Annotated in this window: 14 protein-coding genes and 1 tRNA gene; 9 read left to right on the top strand and 6 right to left on the bottom strand. The window is 66.8% G+C overall.

Annotated features, from left to right (window positions below; genetic code table 11):
• Nucleotides 1-2: 2 nt before the first annotated feature.
• The 3 genes from ASC46_RS01390 to lpdA are packed head-to-tail and all read left to right on the top strand — an operon-like array spanning nucleotide 3 to nucleotide 3,712.
• Entirely contained in the window at nucleotides 3-1,016 is a 1,014-nt protein-coding gene (locus tag ASC46_RS01390) for an alpha-ketoacid dehydrogenase subunit beta (protein ID WP_055457505.1), read from the top strand.
• Nucleotides 1,017-2,309: a dihydrolipoamide acetyltransferase family protein gene (locus ASC46_RS01395; RefSeq protein ID WP_055457506.1), complete on the top strand. Its 1,293-nt coding sequence runs from the start codon at nucleotides 1,017-1,019 to the stop codon at nucleotides 2,307-2,309.
• 8 nt (nucleotides 2,310-2,317) lie between these two features.
• Entirely contained in the window at nucleotides 2,318-3,712 is a 1,395-nt protein-coding gene (lpdA, locus tag ASC46_RS01400; protein ID WP_055457507.1) for a dihydrolipoyl dehydrogenase, read from the top strand.
• A 231-nt stretch (nucleotides 3,713-3,943) separates the two neighbouring features.
• Here lpdA and ASC46_RS01405 read toward each other — a convergent pair.
• Both ASC46_RS01405 and ASC46_RS01410 read right to left on the bottom strand, forming a co-directional pair.
• Nucleotides 3,944-4,019: transfer RNA gene (locus ASC46_RS01405), tRNA-Ile, on the bottom strand.
• Nucleotides 4,020-4,148: 129 nt separating this feature from the next.
• Complete coding sequence (locus ASC46_RS01410) at nucleotides 4,149-6,068, bottom strand: TadE/TadG family type IV pilus assembly protein (RefSeq protein ID WP_210165958.1); 1,920 nt, start codon at nucleotides 6,066-6,068, stop codon at nucleotides 4,149-4,151.
• On the opposite strand from ASC46_RS01410, the gene ASC46_RS01415 reads away from it, so the two are divergent.
• A complete protein-coding gene (locus tag ASC46_RS01415) occupies nucleotides 6,023-6,739 on the top strand; it encodes an AzlC family ABC transporter permease (protein ID WP_055457509.1) in 717 nt (238 codons plus the stop codon). The two genes, ASC46_RS01410 and ASC46_RS01415, sit on opposite strands and share 46 nt — an antisense overlap.
• Nucleotides 6,732-7,037, top strand: coding sequence for an AzlD family protein (locus tag ASC46_RS01420; protein WP_055457510.1), 306 nt, complete (start codon nucleotides 6,732-6,734; stop codon nucleotides 7,035-7,037). The genes ASC46_RS01415 and ASC46_RS01420 overlap by 8 nt, the downstream gene beginning before the upstream one ends.
• A gap of 4 nt (nucleotides 7,038-7,041) precedes the next feature.
• Here the strand turns inward: ASC46_RS01420 and ASC46_RS01425 are convergent, their stop codons facing one another.
• Entirely contained in the window at nucleotides 7,042-8,424 is a 1,383-nt protein-coding gene (locus tag ASC46_RS01425) for an adenylate/guanylate cyclase domain-containing protein (RefSeq protein WP_055457511.1), read from the bottom strand.
• A gap of 236 nt (nucleotides 8,425-8,660) precedes the next feature.
• On the opposite strand from ASC46_RS01425, the gene ASC46_RS01430 reads away from it, so the two are divergent.
• Nucleotides 8,661-8,927: a DUF2798 domain-containing protein gene (locus ASC46_RS01430; protein ID WP_055457512.1), complete on the top strand. Its 267-nt coding sequence runs from the start codon at nucleotides 8,661-8,663 to the stop codon at nucleotides 8,925-8,927.
• Between the two features lie 112 nt (nucleotides 8,928-9,039).
• Here the strand turns inward: ASC46_RS01430 and rpoD are convergent, their stop codons facing one another.
• Together rpoD and dnaG are read right to left on the bottom strand one after the other, a co-directional pair.
• Complete coding sequence (rpoD, locus tag ASC46_RS01435) at nucleotides 9,040-11,034, bottom strand: RNA polymerase sigma factor RpoD (RefSeq protein ID WP_055457513.1); 1,995 nt, start codon at nucleotides 11,032-11,034, stop codon at nucleotides 9,040-9,042.
• Nucleotides 11,035-11,241: 207 nt separating this feature from the next.
• Nucleotides 11,242-13,206, bottom strand: coding sequence for a DNA primase (gene dnaG / locus ASC46_RS01440; RefSeq protein WP_055457514.1), 1,965 nt, complete (start codon nucleotides 13,204-13,206; stop codon nucleotides 11,242-11,244).
• A 213-nt stretch (nucleotides 13,207-13,419) separates the two neighbouring features.
• On the opposite strand from dnaG, the gene ASC46_RS01445 reads away from it, so the two are divergent.
• Entirely contained in the window at nucleotides 13,420-13,644 is a 225-nt protein-coding gene (locus ASC46_RS01445; RefSeq protein WP_055457515.1) for a hypothetical protein, read from the top strand.
• A 4-nt stretch (nucleotides 13,645-13,648) separates the two neighbouring features.
• Here ASC46_RS01445 and ASC46_RS01450 read toward each other — a convergent pair whose 3' ends face one another.
• Entirely contained in the window at nucleotides 13,649-14,101 is a 453-nt protein-coding gene (locus ASC46_RS01450) for a GatB/YqeY domain-containing protein (protein ID WP_055457516.1), read from the bottom strand.
• Between the two features lie 165 nt (nucleotides 14,102-14,266).
• On the opposite strand from ASC46_RS01450, the gene carA reads away from it, so the two are divergent.
• Nucleotides 14,267-15,475 carry a glutamine-hydrolyzing carbamoyl-phosphate synthase small subunit gene (gene carA, locus ASC46_RS01455; RefSeq protein ID WP_055457894.1) on the top strand — a complete coding sequence of 403 codons (1,209 nt, stop codon included), beginning with the start codon at nucleotides 14,267-14,269 and terminating at the stop codon, nucleotides 15,473-15,475.
• Between the two features lie 312 nt (nucleotides 15,476-15,787).
• Nucleotides 15,788-19,114, top strand: a complete 3,327-nt coding sequence (gene carB / locus ASC46_RS01460; RefSeq protein ID WP_055457517.1) for a carbamoyl-phosphate synthase large subunit — start codon at nucleotides 15,788-15,790, stop codon at nucleotides 19,112-19,114.
• Nucleotides 19,115-19,126: the final 12 nt, after the last annotated feature.

Genomic DNA, 19,126 nt, shown 5'->3' on the forward strand with positions numbered 1-19,126 from the left:
CCATGCCGCGCATGACCATGATCGAGGCCATCCGCTCGGCCATCGACATATCCATGGAGCGGGACGGCAAGGTCGTCGTCTTCGGCGAGGATGTCGGCTATTTCGGCGGCGTCTTCCGCTGCACGGCCGGACTTCAGCAGAAATATGGCAAGACGCGCTGCTTCGATACACCGATCAGCGAGCTCGGTATCGTCGGCACCGCCATCGGCATGGCGGCCTACGGCCTCAGGCCCTGCGTGGAGGTGCAGTTTGCAGACTATGTCTATCCGGCCTACGACCAGATCGTCTCGGAAGCGGCCCGTATCCGCTACCGCTCGAACGGCCAGTTCACCTGTCCCATCGTCGTGCGCATGCCGTCGGGCGGCGGCATCTTCGGCGGCCAGACCCACAGCCAGAGCCCTGAAGCGCTCTTCACGCACGTCTGCGGCCTGAAGGTGGTGGTGCCCTCGAACCCGCGCGACGCCAAGGGGCTACTGATCTCCGCGATCGAGGACCCCGACCCGGTCATCTTCCTGGAGCCGAAGCGGCTCTACAATGGACCGTTCGACGGCCATCACGAACGGCCGGTGACGCCGTGGTCCGGGCATCCGCTCGGCGAAGTGGATGCTGGCCATTTCACCGTCCCGCTCGGCAAGGCCGAGGTGCGCCGGCAGGGCAGCAGCGTCACGGTCCTCGCCTATGGCACGATGGTCTATGTGGCGGAGGCCGCCGCGCAGGAGACCGGCATCGATGCCGAGATCATCGACTTGCGGACGCTGCTGCCGCTCGATCTCGACGCAATCATCGAGTCTGTCCGCAAGACCGGGCGTTGCGTGATCGTGCATGAGGCAACGCTGACCTCCGGCTTCGGTGCGGAGCTCGCTGCCCTCGTCCAGGAGCATTGCTTCTACCAACTCGAAGCGCCCGTCGGTCGGGTCACCGGCTGGGACACGCCCTACCCCCACGCCCAGGAATGGGACTATTTCCCCGGCCCGGCCCGCGTTGGCGAGGCACTGGTGCGAGCGATGGAGGCCTGAATGGGCGAGCGCATCGTCAAGCTGCCCGACGTCGGCGAGGGGATCGCTGAGGCGGAACTCGTCGAATGGCATGTGAAGGTCGGCGACCTGGTGCGCGAGGACGCCGTTCTCGCCGCTGTGATGACCGACAAGGCGACGGTCGAGATTCCCTCCCCCGTCGAGGGTGAAGTCGCCTGGATCGGCGCGGAGATCGGCGAGAAGGTGGCCGTAGGCGCACCGCTCGTGCGGCTCCGGACCCCGGGTGAGGACGACACCGACGCACCGGCGACGGCGGCAACCGGCCAGGGTGCGCAACCGGCTGAGGCGGAACCGTCCCGGTCGCCCGTGCCCGGGACGGTGGCGGAAGAGGCGGAGCCGAAGCCTGCCCGGGCCCCCGCAGCGCGCGCCACGCCCGCGTTAGGAGTGGCCCCGAGGCCATCGGGCGCGAAGCCGATCGCCTCGCCTGCCGTCCGCGGCCGTGCGCGGGAGGCGGGTATCGACCTGCGCCAGGTGCCGGGAACGGGCCCCGCCGGCCGCATCACGCACGAGGACCTCGACGCCTTCCTGAGGGAGGGGCCTGTCGGAACCCCGCGTTCAAGGCTCGCGCCGGACAATTCGGTCGAGGAGATCAAGGTCATCGGCCTGCGCCGGCGCATCGCGGAGCGGATGGAGCTCGCGCATGCCCGCATCGTGCCGATCACCTATGTGGAAGAGGTAGACGTCACCGCGCTCGAGGAGTTGCGGACCAAGCTCAACGCCGAGAAACGCGGCGACCGCCCGCGTCTGACGCTCCTGCCCTTCCTCATGCGCGCCATGGTCACGGCCATCCGCGAGCAGCCGATGATCAACGCTCACTACGAGGACGAGGCCGGGCTTCTCCGCCGCTTCGGCGGAATCCATATCGGCATCGCGACGCAGACCGATGCCGGCCTCCTCGTCCCCGTCGTCAGGCACGTGGAAGCCCGCGACATCTGGGACTGCGCAGCCGCGCTGAACCGCCTCGCGGAGGCCGCGCGCACGGGCACGGCGACGCGTGAGGAGCTCACCGGCTCGACGATCACCATTACCTCCCTCGGCGCCCTCGGCGGCATCGCCACGACGCCGGTGATCAACCGGCCGGAAGTCGCCATCGTCGGGGTCAACAGGATGGCGGTCCGGCCGCTCTGGGACGGCAAGGAATTTGTTCCGCGCAAGGTCATGAACCTGTCGTCATCGTTCGACCATCGCATCATCGACGGCTGGAATGCCGCCGTCTTCGTGCAGCGCATCAAGGCGCTCCTTGAGACCCCTGCCCTGATCTTCGTGGAAGGCTGAGGAAGACGATGAACGAGATCGTTTGCTCGCTGCTCGTGATCGGCGCCGGCCCCGGCGGCTATGTCTGTGCGATCCGCGCCGGCCAGCTCGGCATCGATACGGTGATCGTCGAGAGCGGCAAGCTCGGCGGCACCTGCCTCAATGTCGGCTGCATTCCCTCCAAGGCGCTGATCCACGCGGCGGAAGAATTCGAGAAGGCCGTCCATTGGTCGGGCGCCTCGGCCCCGCTCGGCATATCCGTCTCTGCGCCAACCCTCGACCTGAAGAAGACGATCGCCTGGAAGGACCACGTCGTCGGCCGCCTCAACAACGGTGTCGCGAATCTCCTCAAGAAGGCTGGCGTAAAGTCCGTCCACGGCCGGGCCCGCTTCCGCGACGGCAAGACGGTCGCCGTTGAGACCGAGACGGGGGTGCAGGTCATCCGCGCGCAGGCGATCGTCATCGCCACGGGCTCCGAACCGGTTGCGCTGCCGAACCTGCCCTTCGGCGGAACGGTGGTCTCGTCCAGCGAAGCGCTGGCCCTGACGAAGCTGCCAGAGACACTCGTCGTTGTCGGCGGCGGCTATATCGGCCTCGAACTGGGCATGGCCTTCGCCAAGCTCGGCACCGCCGTCACCGTGGTGGAAGCCGAATCCCGGATCCTGCCGCTTTATGACGCGGAGCTGACGCGGCCGGTCGTCAAGCGGCTGAAGGAGATCGGCGTCTCGGTGCTGACCGGCACCAAAGCGCGCGGCCTGTCGGGCAAGGGCGATGCGCTCATCGTCGAGACCGCAAGCGGCGAGAAGCGCGTCCCGGCCGAAAAGGTGCTGGTAGCGGTCGGCCGCCGCCCGGTCACCGACGGCTGGGGCCTCGAGGAGATCGATCTCGACATGGCCGGCCGCTTCCTGCGCATCGACGATCAATGCCGCACCTCGATGCGCGGCATCTATGCGATCGGCGACGTGACCGGCGAGCCCATGCTCGCGCATCGCGCCATGGCGCAGGGCGAGATGGTCGCCGAGATCGTCGCCGGCAGGCGCCGCAGCTGGGATGTCCGCGCCATCCCCGCCATCTGCTTCACCGATCCCGAGATCGTCGCGGTCGGGCTGTCACCGGAAGAGGCGCGCGCCGGAGGCCGCGAGATCAAGATCGGCCAGTTTCCCTTCAGCGCCAACGGGCGCGCCATGACGCGCCTCGGCGAGGACGGCTTCGTGCGCATCGTCGCGCGCGCCGACAACCACCTGGTGCTCGGCATCCAGGCGGTCGGCCAAGGGGTATCCGAACTCTCGACGGCCTTCGGCCTCGCCATCGAGATGGGCGCGCGGCTCGAGGACGTGGCCGCCACGATCCACGCCCACCCGACGCAGGGCGAGGCCTTCCAGGAAGCGGCCCTCAAGGCGCTCGGCCATGCGTTGCACATCTAGCCGGCCACCTTGCCGCCGCTGGCGTCTCAATGAGCAGGATCAGCCAGTATCTTGGGCACTCGAACACAACCGTCACTGAGCGCGTCTACACGAGGTTTGCCCCGGATCACTTGCGCGAGGAAGCCGGCATCCTCGACTTCACGCGCGTCCGCAGCGCAGGCCGATAGGTTCGATGAACCTTAGAGCAATCCGTTTTTGGGAAAGAAAATTCCGTTATTCCAAGACGTTAATTGGTGGGCCAGGCAGGACTCGAACCTGCAACCAGACCGTTATGAGCGGCCGGCTCTAACCATTGAGCTACTGGCCCGTCAAGGACGTGGCGCCGCCGGCACGGTGTGCGGCACAAAGACATTCCGCAGCGCCGAGCTTCCATGGCACAGGCGGCGGACGCTGACAATACCGTCCGCCGCTGCATGCATGCCATGGCCCGCCAGCTTCATTCGGCGATGCGCAACGCACCGATGTTGCGTGCGATCTCTTCGAAGACGGCGATGATCTCGTCGGGCGTGGCCGCGATATAGGCGAGCCGGTGGCTCGAATCCGTCGGGTCGACGGATGCGCAACTGGTCAAGAGCGAAAGGCCCGCCTTGCTGATGGGCGCATCGGGCGTGGAGAAGGCCACCGTATAGACGATGATGCCCTTCTCCTTGGCATTGGAGCAGGCCTCCAGCGTCTTGCCGTCCATCACCGTGGTGGCCTTGGCAGCAGTGGTCACCCCGCTCGCCAACCGGTTGTTCGTGTAATAGCCGAAGGGCGAGTAGATCGACCTGTTCAGCGTATTGCTCGCCGAGTTCCAAACATTGTCGCCGTCCGTCATCAGGATGATGATCTTGCGGTTGTTCTCCGTGCCATAGGCGCGGCCGTCGGCGAAGGGCGTGTTCGGCGAGATGGTGCGCCAGCCCCACATGAAGCCCTCGAACAGATTGGTATTGCCCGAGGCATTCATGCCATCGATGGCGCTGCGGATCGTCTGCGCGGTGCCGGTGAGGCGCGTCAGCTCGCGCGCGTCACAGCTCGCGTTGGGGCCGCGCGAGTTGCTGCGCTTCGACGAATTTCCACCGATCCTGTATTTGCACACGCGCTGCTGTGCATCGACCTCGGAGCTGGGCGACGACGGCTGACAGGCACTGTTGCTGTCATCGATGTAGCTGTTGGTAAAGCGCCCGCTGTAGATGGTGCTGGTTTGGTCCTTGGTCCCAGGTTCGTCCGGTGCGAACTGCGGCACGAAATAGCTGTTGCCGTCGCTCTGGCTGACCGGCGTGTCCTTGACCCCATGTTCACCGGGTCGTGTTTCGACACATCCAGCCCAATCGACGCCGAGTTCCTTGAAGAGCGCAAAGCGTGTCGCGGGGTTCCAGGCGCCCGACCTCGTGTCGAGCTTGATGTTCTCCCAATGGATCGACGACTTCGCCCCCAGATCCAGCCAGGAGGCCGAGGCCGACGGATTGGTCTTGTTGTAATACTGTGCCCCAACCTTGACCGATAGCGTGAAGGGCACCACCGACATCTTCGTGCGTTCGGCAATGGCCGGGCTGGCGTACATCGTATCGACCAGCTTCTTCGCCGCGTCCTTCGTCGCCGCCATCTTGGTGCGCCCTCCGACATAGGCCCCCATGGAGCCCGAGTTGTCCATGACGAGAGCGATCTCGAAGGTATCGTTGGAAATGACGGTACGGGTATAGGCGCTGATCGGGATGGGGTCCTTGCTGAGCCGCCCGATGTTCATGATGATCGGCGGGTAGGCTGCCGAGGTGTAGAGCTTCATCTCCGTCTGGGCGTTGCTGATCCATATGTCGTCGATACGCGCGGCCGAGCCGCCCATCTTGGCGAGATCCGGTCCCATCATCGCGGCGAAATAGGTTTGCGCAATCGCGAGCAGTTCCGCCTTCGATTTCTGTGAGGCGAGCGGGGCAATGGCCACGATCGTCGCGTCAGTGGCGCGCTGCAGCTTGGTGCGCAAGGTGGCGGCGCGCGAGTAGTCGACCGCGACGCCTATGGAAAAGACAAGCGGCAACAGGGCGAGCGCGAACCAGATGGCGATGTTGCCGCCCTGATCGGCCGAGAACCGGAACAGCAGGTTGGACTTGGACGTCATCCGCGAACCTCGATGGCAACAGGATGACAATGCCACAGAGCCGTAAAGTGCTGGTTTCGCCCGATCCGCGCGTTTCACCGAGCGGCTTAACCGGACGGTAGCGATATTGGCGCCTTTCGGCTCTGCAGGGGATGCGCGGCAGCCGAGCGTCCAGGCCGGTTGACAGGGCGCGAGCCATGCCGGCTTCTCGCGATCTGCATGAGGAAGGACCCACCATGAACGCGCACGGCGCGCCCGCACGGACAACCCGAACGGCGACACTGACCCTGCGCGGGGTCGTCGATGGCGCGCGCGAGATCGCGCCAGTCGCCATCTTCGTCATTCCCTTCGGCATCGCCTTCGGCGCCGCAGCCATCGAGAAGGGGCTATCAGCGCCCCTGTCCGTCCTCATGAGCACTTTCGTCTTCGCCGGCGCCTCACAGTTCGCAGCGCTCGACCTGTGGGCCTCGCCGATGCCCTATCTGATGCTGGCGCTGACGGTCTTCGCGGTGAATGCCCGCCACATCCTGCTCGGCGCGGCACTCGCCCCCTGGCTGCTGCACCTGCCGATGGCCAAGCGCTATGCGGTCCTCAGCGTGCTGAGCGATCCCAACTGGGCGCAGGCCACCCGTGCCCTGCAGCGGGGCGAAACCGACGCGGGGCTCGTTCTCGGCAGCGGGCTGCTCATGTGGATCGCCTGGATCATCGCCACCGCGATCGGCGCCGTGCTCGGCTCGAATCTAGGCGATCTCACCCGTTTCGGCTTCGATGTCCTGATGATCGCGTTCTTCGCCGCGGCCGTCGTCGGCCAGTGGCGCGGCCTGCCGGACCTGGTGCCGTGGCTGGTTGCGGCAACCGTTGCCCTCGCCGGCGCTTGGATACTTCCCTTCGGCTGGCACGTCGTCGCAGGGGCGCTCGCCGGTGGCATCACGGGAGCGCTCAGGCATGGTTGACGAGACGACCGCCCTTCTCGCCATCGCGCTCATGGCCACGGTCACGTTCCTGACCCGGATCGGCGGCGTCGTCATCATGAGCTTCGTGCCGATCACGCCGCGCATCGAGGCCTTCCTACGGCATCTGGCCGTGTCGGTCATCGTGGCGCTGGTGGTGCCTGCCGCCGTCAAGGGCGGACCGACGGCAATGCTGGCGGTGGCGACGGCGGGGCTCGTGATGGTGCTGACGCGCAGCGCCGTCGGCGCCATGCTGGCAGGGGTCGCCTGCGCCGCCCTGCTGAGGGCGCTGCCGATCTGACCTCTCAGGGCCGGTAGACCTCGACCGCGTCACTCAGGCCGTCGAGTTCATATTGGCCAAGCCGGCGTGGATCGGCCCAAAGGCGTTCGACGAAGGCGCGTGTCATCAGCAGGGCCTCGCCGAGCTGGCGGTTGAGCTTGGCGACCCGGCTCGTCACGTTGACGTCCCGCCCCACAACCGTGAAATCGAGCCGGTCGCCTGAGCCGACATTGCCATAGGCTGCCTCGCCATGGTGAAGGGCGATGCCGGCGGCGAGCTGGATGCGCAGTTCGCCCGCCTCATTGGCCGCGGCAAGACGGGCGAGCCCCGACTGGGCGGCATCGAGCGCCGACTGGGCAGCCGCGCCCGTATCGTCCCCCCGGTCGCGGAAGATGGCGAGAAGCCCGTCGCCCATGTATTTCAACACCTCCCCACCCTCGCTCTCGATGGGCGGCACGAGGCAGTCGAAGTAGCCGTTGAGCAGGTCGACCGTCTCCTCCGGCGCCAGGTTCGAGGTCAGGCGCGTATAACCGCGCATGTCGGCGAACAGGATCGCCGAGCGGATGCGCGTCACCTCGCCACGCCGCACATCGCCGGACAGCACACGCTTATGCGGCTCATCGCCGATATAGGTGCGCAGCACGTGGCCAAGTGTGATGTAGCCGGCGGTGATCTCCATCACCGCGCCGATGGCCGGCATAACGGCCTCGATCAGCGCCCGGTGCTCAGGCGAGAAGCCTTCGGGGGACTTGGTGGCGAAGGCGATGCCGTTCGCATCGCCGTTGGCGAAGAACACCGGGAAGCACAGATAGTGCGTGTAGCCGGCCTCCTTCAGCTCCGGCACGATGCCGTAACAGTCGTCCGCGGTCTTCGGCAGCCACAACTGCAACGGCCGGCGAGTCTGGTGCACGGCATAGAAGGGGCTGCGCCGATAGCCGTCGTGCGATTCAACCCGGTATGGGAACGCCTGAAGGGTGACGCCCGCCCCCTTGATCCAGGTGCGCGAAATGGCGGCGTGCAGCGAGTGCAGGGTCTTGATGGTGAGCGACACGCGGTCGATGGGCAGACCCGCGGCCAGCATGCGCTCGCACATGCCGGCGACGATGGCGACGGAATCGCGCATCTGCCGTGCCTCGCTCAAGAGCCAGTCACGCAGCGCGATGCTCGCCCTCAGACCGTCGGGCGACAATTGGCCGGCGAGCATGTAGGTACTGTCGCACTGCGGGCAGTCGAAGAGAGATTGCCCCTTCGGTCCGACGGCGATCTCCGCCTTCTCCATGGCGATCGGCACGCCCGCGCCGACCGGTGCCGCCACCTTTCCCGGCACGGCATCGACCATGGGGGAATCGGGCGCATCGACATGGGACGCCGCGAGAGGTGGGCGGGAGGTGATCTCTTCCGTGGTCATGGCTTCGTATATTGGGATCGGCGGGCGCTCGCGCCAAGGGGCACGGCATCGAATTCCTCCCTTGCCGCAGTTTGTGCTTGGCAAGCGACGGCTCTGCGGCTAGCAACACGCCGCACCGCACAATAACGCGGCGCCGTAAGCGTCCGACGTCAGGCAACGCATCACATGAGCCGCCGCAGGCGGGGTGATGCGTTCGCAGACCCCTGATCGCCTCCGGTGGCAACCGGATTCAGACCATGACCGAAACCACGCAACCGCGGCGCGTCAGGCTGCCCGCCCGTTACGCCGGAATCGTGATGCCTTTCGTGCTCTCGATCATCATGACCTTTATCGTCTCGGGCATCTCGACCCTGATGAACGTCGGGCTGCGACCGGAATTCCTTTCACTCTGGCCCGCCGCCTGGGGCCTGTCCTGGCTCGTCGCGTTCCCGACGCTGCTCCTCGTGACGCCGGTCGCACGCCGCATCGTGGGGCTTCTCGTCCATCCGCCGTCAGCCCCCTGACGCGGAAATGCCCGGCCCGCCTCCTCCGCGGAAGAAGCGCCGGACATTCCGCCATCGCAGGTCAAAAGAAAAGGGCGGCCTTTCGGCCGCCCTTCTTCCCCGTCCGGGACGATCAGTTGTCGAGGAAGCTGCGCAGCTTGCGCGAGCGGCTCGGGTGCTTGAGCTTGCGCAGCGCCTTGGCCTCGATCTGGCGGATACGCTCGCGCGTCACCGAGAACTGCTGGCCGACCTCCTCGAGGGTGTGATCGGTGTTCATGCCGATGCCGAAGCGCATCCGGAGCACGCGCTCCTCGCGCGGCGTGAGCGAAGCGAGCACGCGCGTCGTGGTCTCGCGCAGGTTGGACTGGATCGCCGCATCGATGGGCAGGACGGCGTTCTTGTCCTCGATGAAGTCGCCGAGGTGGCTGTCCTCCTCGTCGCCGATGGGCGTCTCGAGCGACACCGGTTCCTTGGCGATCTTCAGCACCTTGCGCACCTTCTCGAGCGGCATGGCGAGCTTCTCGGCCAGTTCCTCCGGCGTCGGCTCGCGGCCGATCTCGTGCAGCATCTGCCGGCTGGTGCGGACGATCTTGTTGATGGTCTCGATCATGTGCACCGGGATCCGGATGGTGCGCGCCTGGTCCGCGATGGAGCGCGTGATGGCCTGGCGGATCCACCAGGTGGCGTAGGTCGAGAACTTGTAGCCGCGCCGGTACTCGAACTTGTCGACCGCCTTCATGAGGCCGATGTTGCCCTCCTGGATGAGGTCCAGGAACTGCAGGCCGCGGTTCGTGTACTTCTTGGCGATGGAGATGACGAGCCTGAGGTTCGCCTCGATCATCTCCTTCTTCGCCTGGCGCGCCTCGCGCTCGCCCTTCTGCACCATGGCGACAATCTTGCGGAACTCGAGGATCTCGAGCCCCGTCTCGGAGGCGAGCGTCTGGATCTCCTGGCGCAGGTCCTTGATACGGTCCTTCTCGTTGGCGACGAAGTCGCGCCAGCCGCGCGTGCCGAGCTTGGAGACGCGCAGCACCCACTTGGGGTCGAGCTCGGCGCCCTGGTGCTGGCGCAGGAAGTCCTCGCGCGCCACGCCATAGCTTTCGGCAAGGCGCATCAGCCGGCCCTCGAGGCCGATCAGCCGCTTGTTGATGTCGTAGAGCTGCTCGACCAGCGCATCGATGCGGTTCTGGTTGAGCGACAGCGACTTCACGTCGACGATGATGTCGTCCTTGAGCTTCTTGTACTTGCGCTCCTGGGAAGGCGACAGCTTCAGGTTCTGCAGACGATTCTCGATGTCCTGGTCCTGCAGGCGGCGCAGCTTCTTGTAGTTCTCGGCGATGTTGTCGAAGATCTCGAGGACGCGGGGCTTCAGTTCCGCCTCCATGGCCGACAGGGAGACGTTGTTCTCCATGTCGTCCTCGTCCATCTCGCCTTCCGCTTCGGCGATGGCGCTCTCGTCCTCGCCGGCCGCTTCGTCGCTGTCCTCGCCGTCCTCGGCGACGCGCGGGGCGCCCTTGCCTTCGGGATCGGCATAGGTCGCCTCGAGGTCGATGATGTCGCGCAGGAGGACGCGGCCTTCGACGAGTTCGTCGCGCCAGATGATGATGGCCTGGAAGGTGAGCGGGCTCTCGCACAGGCCGGCGATCATGGCCTCGCGGCCGGCCTCGATGCGCTTGGCGATGGCGATCTCGCCTTCGCGCGAGAGAAGCTCGACGGAGCCCATCTCGCGCAGATACATGCGCACGGGATCGTCGGTTCGCTCGGCGGGCTCGCTCTTCGTCTCGACCTTGGCCGGCAGGGCCGAGCGCGTCGCGTCGACGAGGTCGCCACCGTCGACCTCCTCTTCCTCGTTCTCGCCGCCCTCGGCGTTGGCGTCGTCCGCCTCTTCCGACTCGATGACGTTGATACCCATCTCGTTGAGCTGGGCGAGCACGTCCTCGATCTGCTCGGAGGAGAACTCCTCCGAGGGCAGGACCTCGTTCAACTCGTCATAGGTGACGTAGCCGCGCTTCTTGGCGAGCTTGATCATCCGCTTGACAGCGGCGTCGGTCAGGTCGAGCAGCGGGCTGTCGGTTTGCGTTTCCGCCGTTTCCTGCGTCTCGTCCCGTTCCGTCGTTTTCGTCGCCATATCTGACTGCTCCACTCGCCCCGGTCCATCGCGCCCGGCAGGCTCTCCAGCTGCAACAGACGAAAAGGCAGCGCCGGCACGGGCCGGGCCACCCGATCACTCATCTGCCGATCAAGCCAAAGATCGTTTGCCTAACCGTTAACCATCTCCCGGCTTCACCTGTCGACCACAACTTTCGTGGCCGGTGCATCTTGCCTGCGGCCCGCATCATGAGGTACGTCCCGGTACGAGGTTTCCCGCCTGCGTCCGGACCGCCTCCACCTCCGCCTCGGCACCGTCGAGCGATGTTATCTGCGCCTGCAGGTCGCACAACAGCACGAGGTTGGCCTCGCTGTCGTCCTGCGCCAATGCGCGCTCGGCCGCCTTCAACTCGCTATGTAGCGAGCGGCGGCGCCTTTGCAAGATGATGGCCTGACGCAGGGCATTCTCCACATCCGACAAATCGGCGCCAGATTCAAGTACCCACGCGTCACCGGGCCGCACCGCACGGCGGAACTGCTCGACAACGGGACCGAGCCCTGCCCGCTCCAACCGTCCGACGATGGCCGCGCCGTCGCTCGTTCCCTCGGCCGCCGCATCGACGAGCGCCGCCCTGAAGCGCGCCGCCTGGGCATCCGAAAAGTCGAGCGTCGCAATGGCCTCGCAGTGCTCCTCGAGCAGGCGCGGATGCACGAGGAGCGTCATGAGGATCAAGGCCTCACGCGGCGAAACCGCGGGTGCGCTGGCGGCGAACAGCGGATGCCGGGCGAGCAATGGGCTCGCCTTCGGCACGGACGCGACGGCGCCGCGCTGGCCCGCACCGCCGCGCCAGTGGCCGGGCGCGCGGCCGTAGCCGCGCTGCCCCCCGCCGTCACGGCCGCGCCAGGAACCGCCGCGACCGCCTGCTGCTGCCGGCATCGCGCCGGCGGGCGCCATCTCGCCGAGCCGCGCCATCAAATCTGCGCGATAATGCCGGCGCAACACTTCGTCCCGAACCTGGCCAAGCACCTCGCCGATGCGCCGCTCCAGCGCCGCCCGCCGCTCGGGCGTATCGAGCGGCCCGGCCTCCAGTTCGCGCGCCCACAGCATGTCGGACAAGGGCCGCGCCTGCGCCAGCACCGCCTCCATCGCCGCCGGCCCGCGGCTGCGCACGAGGTCGTCCGGATCCTGTCCCTCCGGCAAGAGGGCGAAGCGCAGCGACTTGCCCGGTTGCAGGGCCGGCAGCGCCACGTCGATGGCGCGGAAGGCGGCGCGCTGGCCGGCCTTGTCGCCGTCGAAGCACAGGATCGGCTCATCGGCCATGCGCCACAGGAGGGCGAGCTGCTCCTCCGTCAGCGCCGTGCCGAGCGGTGCGACGGCGTGGTGAATGCCTGCGGCGCTCAACGCGATGACGTCGACATAGCCCTCGACGGCGATGACCACGCCCCTGTCGTGCGCCGCCTTGCGGGCCTGATGGTGGTTGTAGAGGAGCCGCCCCTTGTGGAAGAGCGGGGTTTCGGGCGAATTGAGGTATTTCGCCGGCACGTCGGCGCTCATCGCCCGCCCGCCGAAGGCGATCACCCGCCCGCGCACGTCCGCGATGGGAAACATCACCCGGTCGCGGAAGCGGTCGTAGGGGACGGCGACGTCCTCGCCCGTCACGAGCAGCCCAGCCTCGACCATCATCTCCGACGGCACGCCCTTGGCCGCGAGGTGGTCGCGCAGCGCGAAGCGGTCGGCCGGCGCATAGCCGATGCGGAAGCGCCGCTGGATGTCGGGCCCGAGGCCGCGGCCGGCGAGATAGTCCCGCGCCTTCGCCCCCTCGCGCGCGGCGAGCGTCGCCTCGAAGAAAGACGCGGCGAGCTCGAGCACGTCGTGCAGGCTCTTGCGCTTCTCCTCCTCGGCGGCCGCCTCGCGCGAGACCTTCGGCAGCGTCACGCCCGCCTCGGCCGCGAGCCGCTCCACCGCCTCGGGGAAGGAGAGCCCGTCGACCTCCATGAGAAAGGTGAAGATGTCGCCGTGCTTGCCGGAGGAGAAGCAGTGATAGAAGCCCTTCTGGTCGTTGACGTAGAAGGAAGGCGTCTTCTCGGCGTTGAAGGGCGACAGGCCCTTCCACTCGCGCCCCGCCTTGATCAGGCGCACGCGCTTGCCCACCACCGCCGTCACCGGCAGCCGCGCCCTGATCTCCTCGAGGATGGAAGGCGGAAAACGCATCGTCCTGCCTTTGCTCTAACGCATCCTAGCCGAAAGCGCACCGCGTGCGTGTCGCCCCGGCGCAAAGCAGTTGGCGGACGAGCTTATCAACGCAATCCACAGGCTTCTCCGAATCCGGGCCCGGGTTCAACCGGCTCGCCAGAGTATCACGCAGCGGCGCCCGCCCGGGCGGGGATCGTTTGACATGCCCCGTCAACCACTCGACAATTGGTCATGGCCGAGGGATCGGACAACATCATCCTGCGCTACCTGAAGCGCATCGACGAGAAGGTCGATGCGCTACGCGAGGACAATCGCGAGATCAAGCAGCGCCTCGGCCTTCTCGAGCAACGATACGGGCTGCTCGAGCAGCAATACGCCTCGTTGTCATCCCGCATCGACCGTATCGAGGCCCGCCTCGACCGTATCGAGAAGAGGCTCGATCTCGTCGAGGTCTGACGGCTCACCCCGCGAGCTTGGCCTTCACCATCGCGCTCGCCTTGGCGAAATCCATGCGCCCGGCATATTTCGCCTTCAGGGCGCCGATGACCTTGCCCATGTCCTTGATGCCGGCGGCCCCGGTCTCGGCGATGGCGGCGTCGATCGCCGCGCCGACCTCGGCCTCGTCCATCTGCTGGGGCAGGAAGGAGGTGATGACGGCGATCTCGCCCCGCTCCTGCTCGGCGAGTTCCGGCCGGCCGCCCTTCTCGTAGATCTCGGCCGATTCCTGGCGCTGCTTGATCATCTTCTGCAGCATGGCGAGGATCTCCTCCTCGCTCGCCTCGCCGCGGCCGGCGCCGCGGGCCTCGATGTCCTTGTCCTTGAGGGCGGCCTGGATGAGCCGCACGGTCGCGAGCCGCGGCTTGTCGCCCGCCCGCATGGCTTCCTTCATGGCTTCGGTGAAGCGTGCGCGCATGACGATCCTCTCGTTGTTATGGCTTCCATCACGACAAGTACATTGACGCCGGCGCCCGCGCTTCTTAGGTTCCGCCGCCAGTGGCGCGGACGGCCGCAAGCGGCCGGCCCGGTTTTCATGGCCGGACGTGATGGCGTCGGCCGAGGGCTTAAACTGATCATGGCGATGCTGCAAGACGACGCAATGGCGGGCGGTTGGCAAGAGCCGCGCGCAACCGCTGTCCTCGTCCTGGCGGACGGCACCGTGCTCGAGGGCTTCGGCCTCGGCGCAACAGGCGAATCGACCGGCGAGGTCTGCTTCAACACGGCGATGACGGGCTACGAGGAAATCCTCACGGACCCCTCCTACGCCGGGCAGATCATCACCTTCACCTTTCCCCACATCGGCAATGTCGGCGTCAACGACGAGGACATCGAGACGGTCAACATGGCCGCCTCGGCCGAGGTGCGCGGCATCATCGTCCACGCCAACGTGACGGAGCCCTCGAACTGGCGCGCAACGCGCCACCTCGACGCCTGGCTCAAGGCCCGCGGCATCGTCGGCCTGTCCGGCATCGACACCCGCGCGCTCACCGCTCTCATCCGCGAGAAGGGCATGCCCAATGCCGTCATCGCGCATGATCCTGCCGGAGATTTCGACATCGAGCGCCTGAAGAAGCGTGCAGCCGAGGTACCATCGATGGACGGGCTTGACCTCGTGCCCCTCGTCGGCACCACGCAGCGCTACGAATGGGACGAAACGACGTGGGTGCTCGGCCAAGGCTATGGCCGACGCGAAGGCGAGGCCAGGCACCATGTCGTCGCGGTGGATTACGGTGTCAAGCGCAACATCCTGCGCCTGCTCGCGGCCCGCGGCTGCAAGGTCACCGTCGTGCCGGCGACTGCGACCGCCGAGGACGTTCTCGCCCTCTCACCTGATGGCGTCTTCCTCTCCAACGGCCCGGGCGACCCCGCCGCGACCGGCGAGTACGCCGTGCCGCTAATCCGCACGCTGCTTGACAGGAAGGTGCCGACCTTCGGCATCTGCCTCGGCCACCAGATGCTCGGCCTCGCCGTGGGGGCGAAGACGGCCAAGATGCACCAGGGCCACCACGGCGCAAACCATCCGGTCAAGGACCACACGACCGGCAAGGTCGAGATCGTGTCCATGAACCACGGCTTCGCCATCGACCGCGACAGCCTGCCGGAGAACGCCGAGGAGACGCATGTCTCGCTCTTCGACGGCTCCAATTGCGGCATCGCGCTGAAGGACCGCCCCGCCTTCTCCGTCCAGCACCACCCGGAAGCCTCGCCCGGCCCGCAGGACAGCCATTATCTCTTCGACCGCTTCGTGGAGATGATGGACAGGCACAAGCCCGCCACCGAGCGGGCCTGAGGGAACCGGCGCCGGCGGTGCCGAACGGGCTCTTGCCGGACCGGCTGCGATCCGCGAGCCTTGTCGGCGCCACCGCTGCGCCGGCCATATGAGCACGCGGCTCGGACGCGTTCGCGCGCAGGGCGCACAACCCTTTCCACGTCGACGATTCTCGTCTAAGAGGGCCGGAACGTGGACGGAGCAAGCTCCCCGCCACGCACTCACGGGGACGCGCTCCGGCTCTCAGAAGGCCGATGGCGCGGCCTTTTTTTATGTGCCCGGCCGATCCCGTGCCGGGCGCCCCAGGTCACGACGAAGACGCGAGCGACACGCATGCCCAAACGCACCGACATCGCCTCGATCCTCATCATCGGCGCCGGGCCGATCGTCATCGGACAGGCGTGCGAGTTCGACTATTCGGGCACCCAGGCCTGCAAGGCGCTGAAGGCGGAAGGCTACCGTATCATCCTCGTCAATTCGAATCCGGCGACGATCATGACCGATCCCGATCTCGCCGACGCGACCTATGTCGAGCCGATCACGCCCGAAATCGTGGCGAAGATCATCGAGAAGGAGCGCCCCGACGCCCTGCTGCCGACCATGGGCGGCCAGACGGCGCTCAACTGCGCCCTGTCGCTCAAGAAGATGGGCGTGCTCGAGAAGTTCGGCGTCGAGATGATCGGCGCCACGGCCGAGGCGATCGACAAGGCTGAGGACCGCGAGCTCTTCCGCGAGGCGATGACCAAGATCGGCCTCGACACGCCGAAGTCGCACCACATCGACAATCTCGCCGACGCCTTGAAGGCCCTCGACGACATCGGCCTGCCGGCCATCATCCGCCCCTCCTTCACGCTCGGCGGCACTGGCGGCGGCATCGCCTACAACAAGGAAGAGTTCATCGACATCGTCGAGCGCGGCATCGACGCCTCCCCGACCAACGAGGTGCTGATCGAGGAGAGCGTGCTCGGCTGGAAGGAGTACGAGATGGAGGTCGTCCGCGACAAGGCGGACAACTGCATCATCGTCTGCTCCATCGAGAACATCGACCCGATGGGCGTGCATACGGGCGATTCCATCACCGTGGCACCGGCGCTGACGCTGACAGACAAGGAATACCAGATCATGCGCGACGCCTCGCTCGCCGTGCTGCGCGAGATCGGCGTCGAGACCGGCGGCTCCAACGTCCAGTTCGCCGTCAATCCGGCGAACGGGCGCATGATCGTGATCGAGATGAACCCGCGCGTCTCGCGCTCGTCGGCCCTGGCGTCAAAGGCGACCGGCTTCCCCATCGCCAAGGTCGCGGCCAAGCTCGCGGTCGGCTACACGCTCGACGAGATCGCCAACGACATCACCGGCGGGGCGACGCCCGCCTCCTTCGAGCCGACGATCGACTACGTCGTCACCAAGATCCCGCGCTTCGCCTTCGAGAAGTTTCCCGGCGCCGCGCCGGTGCTGACGACGGCCATGAAGTCGGTCGGCGAGGCGATGGCCATCGGCCGCACCTTCCAGGAAAGCCTGCAGAAGGCCCTGCGCTCGCTGGAGACGGGCCTCACCGGCCTCGACGAGATCGAGATCCCCGGCCTCGGCCAGGGCGACGACAAGAATGCCATCAAGGCCGCCCTCGGCACGCCGACGCCGGAGCGCCTCCTCAACGTCGCCCAGGCCTTGCGGCTCGGCGTCGATGCCGACCAGATCCACGAGACCTGCAAGATCGACCCCTGGTTCATCGCGCAGATGCAAGGCATCGTCGAGACGGAGGCCAAGGTCCGCAAATACGGCCTGCCGGCGACGCCCGGCGCCTTCAGGCAGCTGAAGGCCATGGGCTTCTCGGATGCGCGCCTCGCCGTCCTCGCCGGCAAGAGCGAGGAGGAAGTCAAGGCCCTGCGCCGCTCGCTCGGCGTGCGCCCGGTCTTCAAGCGCATCGACACCTGCGCAGCCGAATTCGCATCCCCAACCGCCTACATGTACTCGACCTATGCGGCCCCCTTCGCCGGCACCCTTGCAGACGAGGCGCGGCCTTCGGACGCGAAGAAGGTCGTCATCCTCGGCGGCGGGCCAAACCGCATCGGCCAGGGCATCGAGTTCGACTACTGCTGCTGCCATGCCTGCTTCGCTCTCGACGAGGCGGGCTACGAGACCATCATGGTCAACTGCAACCCGGAGACGGTCTCGACCGACTACGACACCTCAGACCGGCTCTATTTCGAGCCGCTGACGGCGGAGGACGTCATCGAGATCATCGACACCGAGCGGCAGAATGGCACACTGCACGGCGTCATCGTGCAGTTCGGCGGGCAGACGCCCCTGAAGCTGGCCCGCGCGCTGGAGGAGCACAAGGTGCCGATCCTCGGCACCTCGCCCGATGCCATCGACCTTGCCGAGGACCGTGACCGCTTCAAGCGCCTGCTCGACCGGCTCGGCCTCAAGCAGCCGAAGAATGGCATCGCCTATTCCGTCGAGCAGGCCCGGCTCGTCGCCGCCGAGGTCGGCCTGCCGCTCGTCGTGCGCCCGTCCTACGTCCTCGGCGGCCGTGCGATGGCCATCATCCGCGACGAGGACACCTTCGGCGACTACCTGCTCGGCACGCTGCCGGCCTTGGTGCCGCACGACATCAAGGCGCGCTATCCCAACGACAAGACCGGCCAGATCAACACCCTGCTGGGCAAGAACCCTCTGCTCTTCGACCGCTACCTGTCGGACGCCATCGAGGTGGACGTCGACTGCCTCGCCGACGGCAAGGACGTCTTCATCGCCGGCATCATGGAGCACATCGAGGAAGCCGGCATCCACTCCGGCGACTCGGCCTGCTCGCTGCCCCCCCGCTCGCTCTCGCCCGAGACGCTGGAGGAACTGGAGCGCCAGACGAAGGCCCTCGCCCTCGCCTTGGACGTCGGCGGCCTCATGAACGTGCAGTACGCCATCAAGAACGGCGACATCTACGTGCTCGAAGTCAATCCGCGCGCCTCGCGCACGGTGCCCTTCGTCGCCAAGGTCATCGGCGAGCCCATCGCCAAGATCGCTGCCCGCATCATGGCCGGCGAGAAGCTGGCCGCTTTCGGCCTGAAACCCAAGGAGCTGGCACATATCGGCGTGAAGGAGGCCGTATTCCCATTCGCCCGCTTCCCCGGCGTCGATGTGCTGCTCGGCCCGGAGATGCGCTCGACCGGCGAGGTCATGGGCCTCGACACCTCCTTCGGGGTTGCCTTCGCCAAGAGCCAGCTCGGCGGCGGCACCAAGGTGCCGAAGGACGGCACAGTCTTCGTCTCCGTCCGCGACGCCGACAAGGACCGGATCCTGCCGGTGGTCAAGACGCTCGCCGAGCTCGGCTTTGCCGTGGTGGCGACGAGCGGCACCCAGCGCTTCCTCGCCGAGAAGGGCGTTGCAGCCGAGCGGATCAACAAGGTCCTGGAAGGCCGGCCGAATGTCGTCGATGCCATCAAGAACGGCTCGATCCACCTCGTCTTCAACACGACGGAAGGCGCTCAGGCCCTGCACGACTCGCGCGAGCTGCGCCGCGCGGCCCTCTTGCATAAGGTGCCCTATTACACCACTCTTGCCGGTGCGGCCGCCGCCGCCGAAGGTATCAGGGCCTATCTCGCCGGCGACCTCGAGGTGCGAGCGTTGCAGGAGTACTGGCCGGCCGGCTCGAAGAGCGCCTAGGCGAGACGCAGG

Origin of the sequence: Chelatococcus sambhunathii, assembly GCF_001418005.1 — a bacterium.
GTDB classification, from domain to species: Bacteria; Pseudomonadota; Alphaproteobacteria; order Rhizobiales; family Beijerinckiaceae; genus Chelatococcus_A; species Chelatococcus_A sambhunathii.

Excerpts from the sequence above, each read along its gene's own strand:
- ASC46_RS01390 (WP_055457505.1), top strand. The coding sequence starts at position 3 with ATGCCGCGCATGACCATGATCGAGGCCATCCGCTCGGCCATCGACATA.
- ASC46_RS01395 (WP_055457506.1), top strand. The coding sequence starts at position 1,017 with ATGGGCGAGCGCATCGTCAAGCTGCCCGACGTCGGCGAGGGGATCGCT.
- lpdA (WP_055457507.1), top strand. The coding sequence starts at position 2,318 with ATGAACGAGATCGTTTGCTCGCTGCTCGTGATCGGCGCCGGCCCCGGC.
- ASC46_RS01415 (WP_055457509.1), top strand. The coding sequence starts at position 6,023 with ATGAACGCGCACGGCGCGCCCGCACGGACAACCCGAACGGCGACACTG.
- ASC46_RS01420 (WP_055457510.1), top strand. The coding sequence starts at position 6,732 with ATGGTTGACGAGACGACCGCCCTTCTCGCCATCGCGCTCATGGCCACG.
- ASC46_RS01425 (WP_055457511.1), bottom strand. The coding sequence starts at position 8,424 with ATGACCACGGAAGAGATCACCTCCCGCCCACCTCTCGCGGCGTCCCAT.
- ASC46_RS01430 (WP_055457512.1), top strand. The coding sequence starts at position 8,661 with ATGACCGAAACCACGCAACCGCGGCGCGTCAGGCTGCCCGCCCGTTAC.
- rpoD (WP_055457513.1), bottom strand. The coding sequence starts at position 11,034 with ATGGCGACGAAAACGACGGAACGGGACGAGACGCAGGAAACGGCGGAA.
- dnaG (WP_055457514.1), bottom strand. The coding sequence starts at position 13,206 with ATGCGTTTTCCGCCTTCCATCCTCGAGGAGATCAGGGCGCGGCTGCCG.
- ASC46_RS01445 (WP_055457515.1), top strand. The coding sequence starts at position 13,420 with ATGGCCGAGGGATCGGACAACATCATCCTGCGCTACCTGAAGCGCATC.
- ASC46_RS01450 (WP_055457516.1), bottom strand. The coding sequence starts at position 14,101 with ATGCGCGCACGCTTCACCGAAGCCATGAAGGAAGCCATGCGGGCGGGC.
- carA (WP_055457894.1), top strand. The coding sequence starts at position 14,267 with ATGCTGCAAGACGACGCAATGGCGGGCGGTTGGCAAGAGCCGCGCGCA.
- carB (WP_055457517.1), top strand. The coding sequence starts at position 15,788 with ATGCCCAAACGCACCGACATCGCCTCGATCCTCATCATCGGCGCCGGG.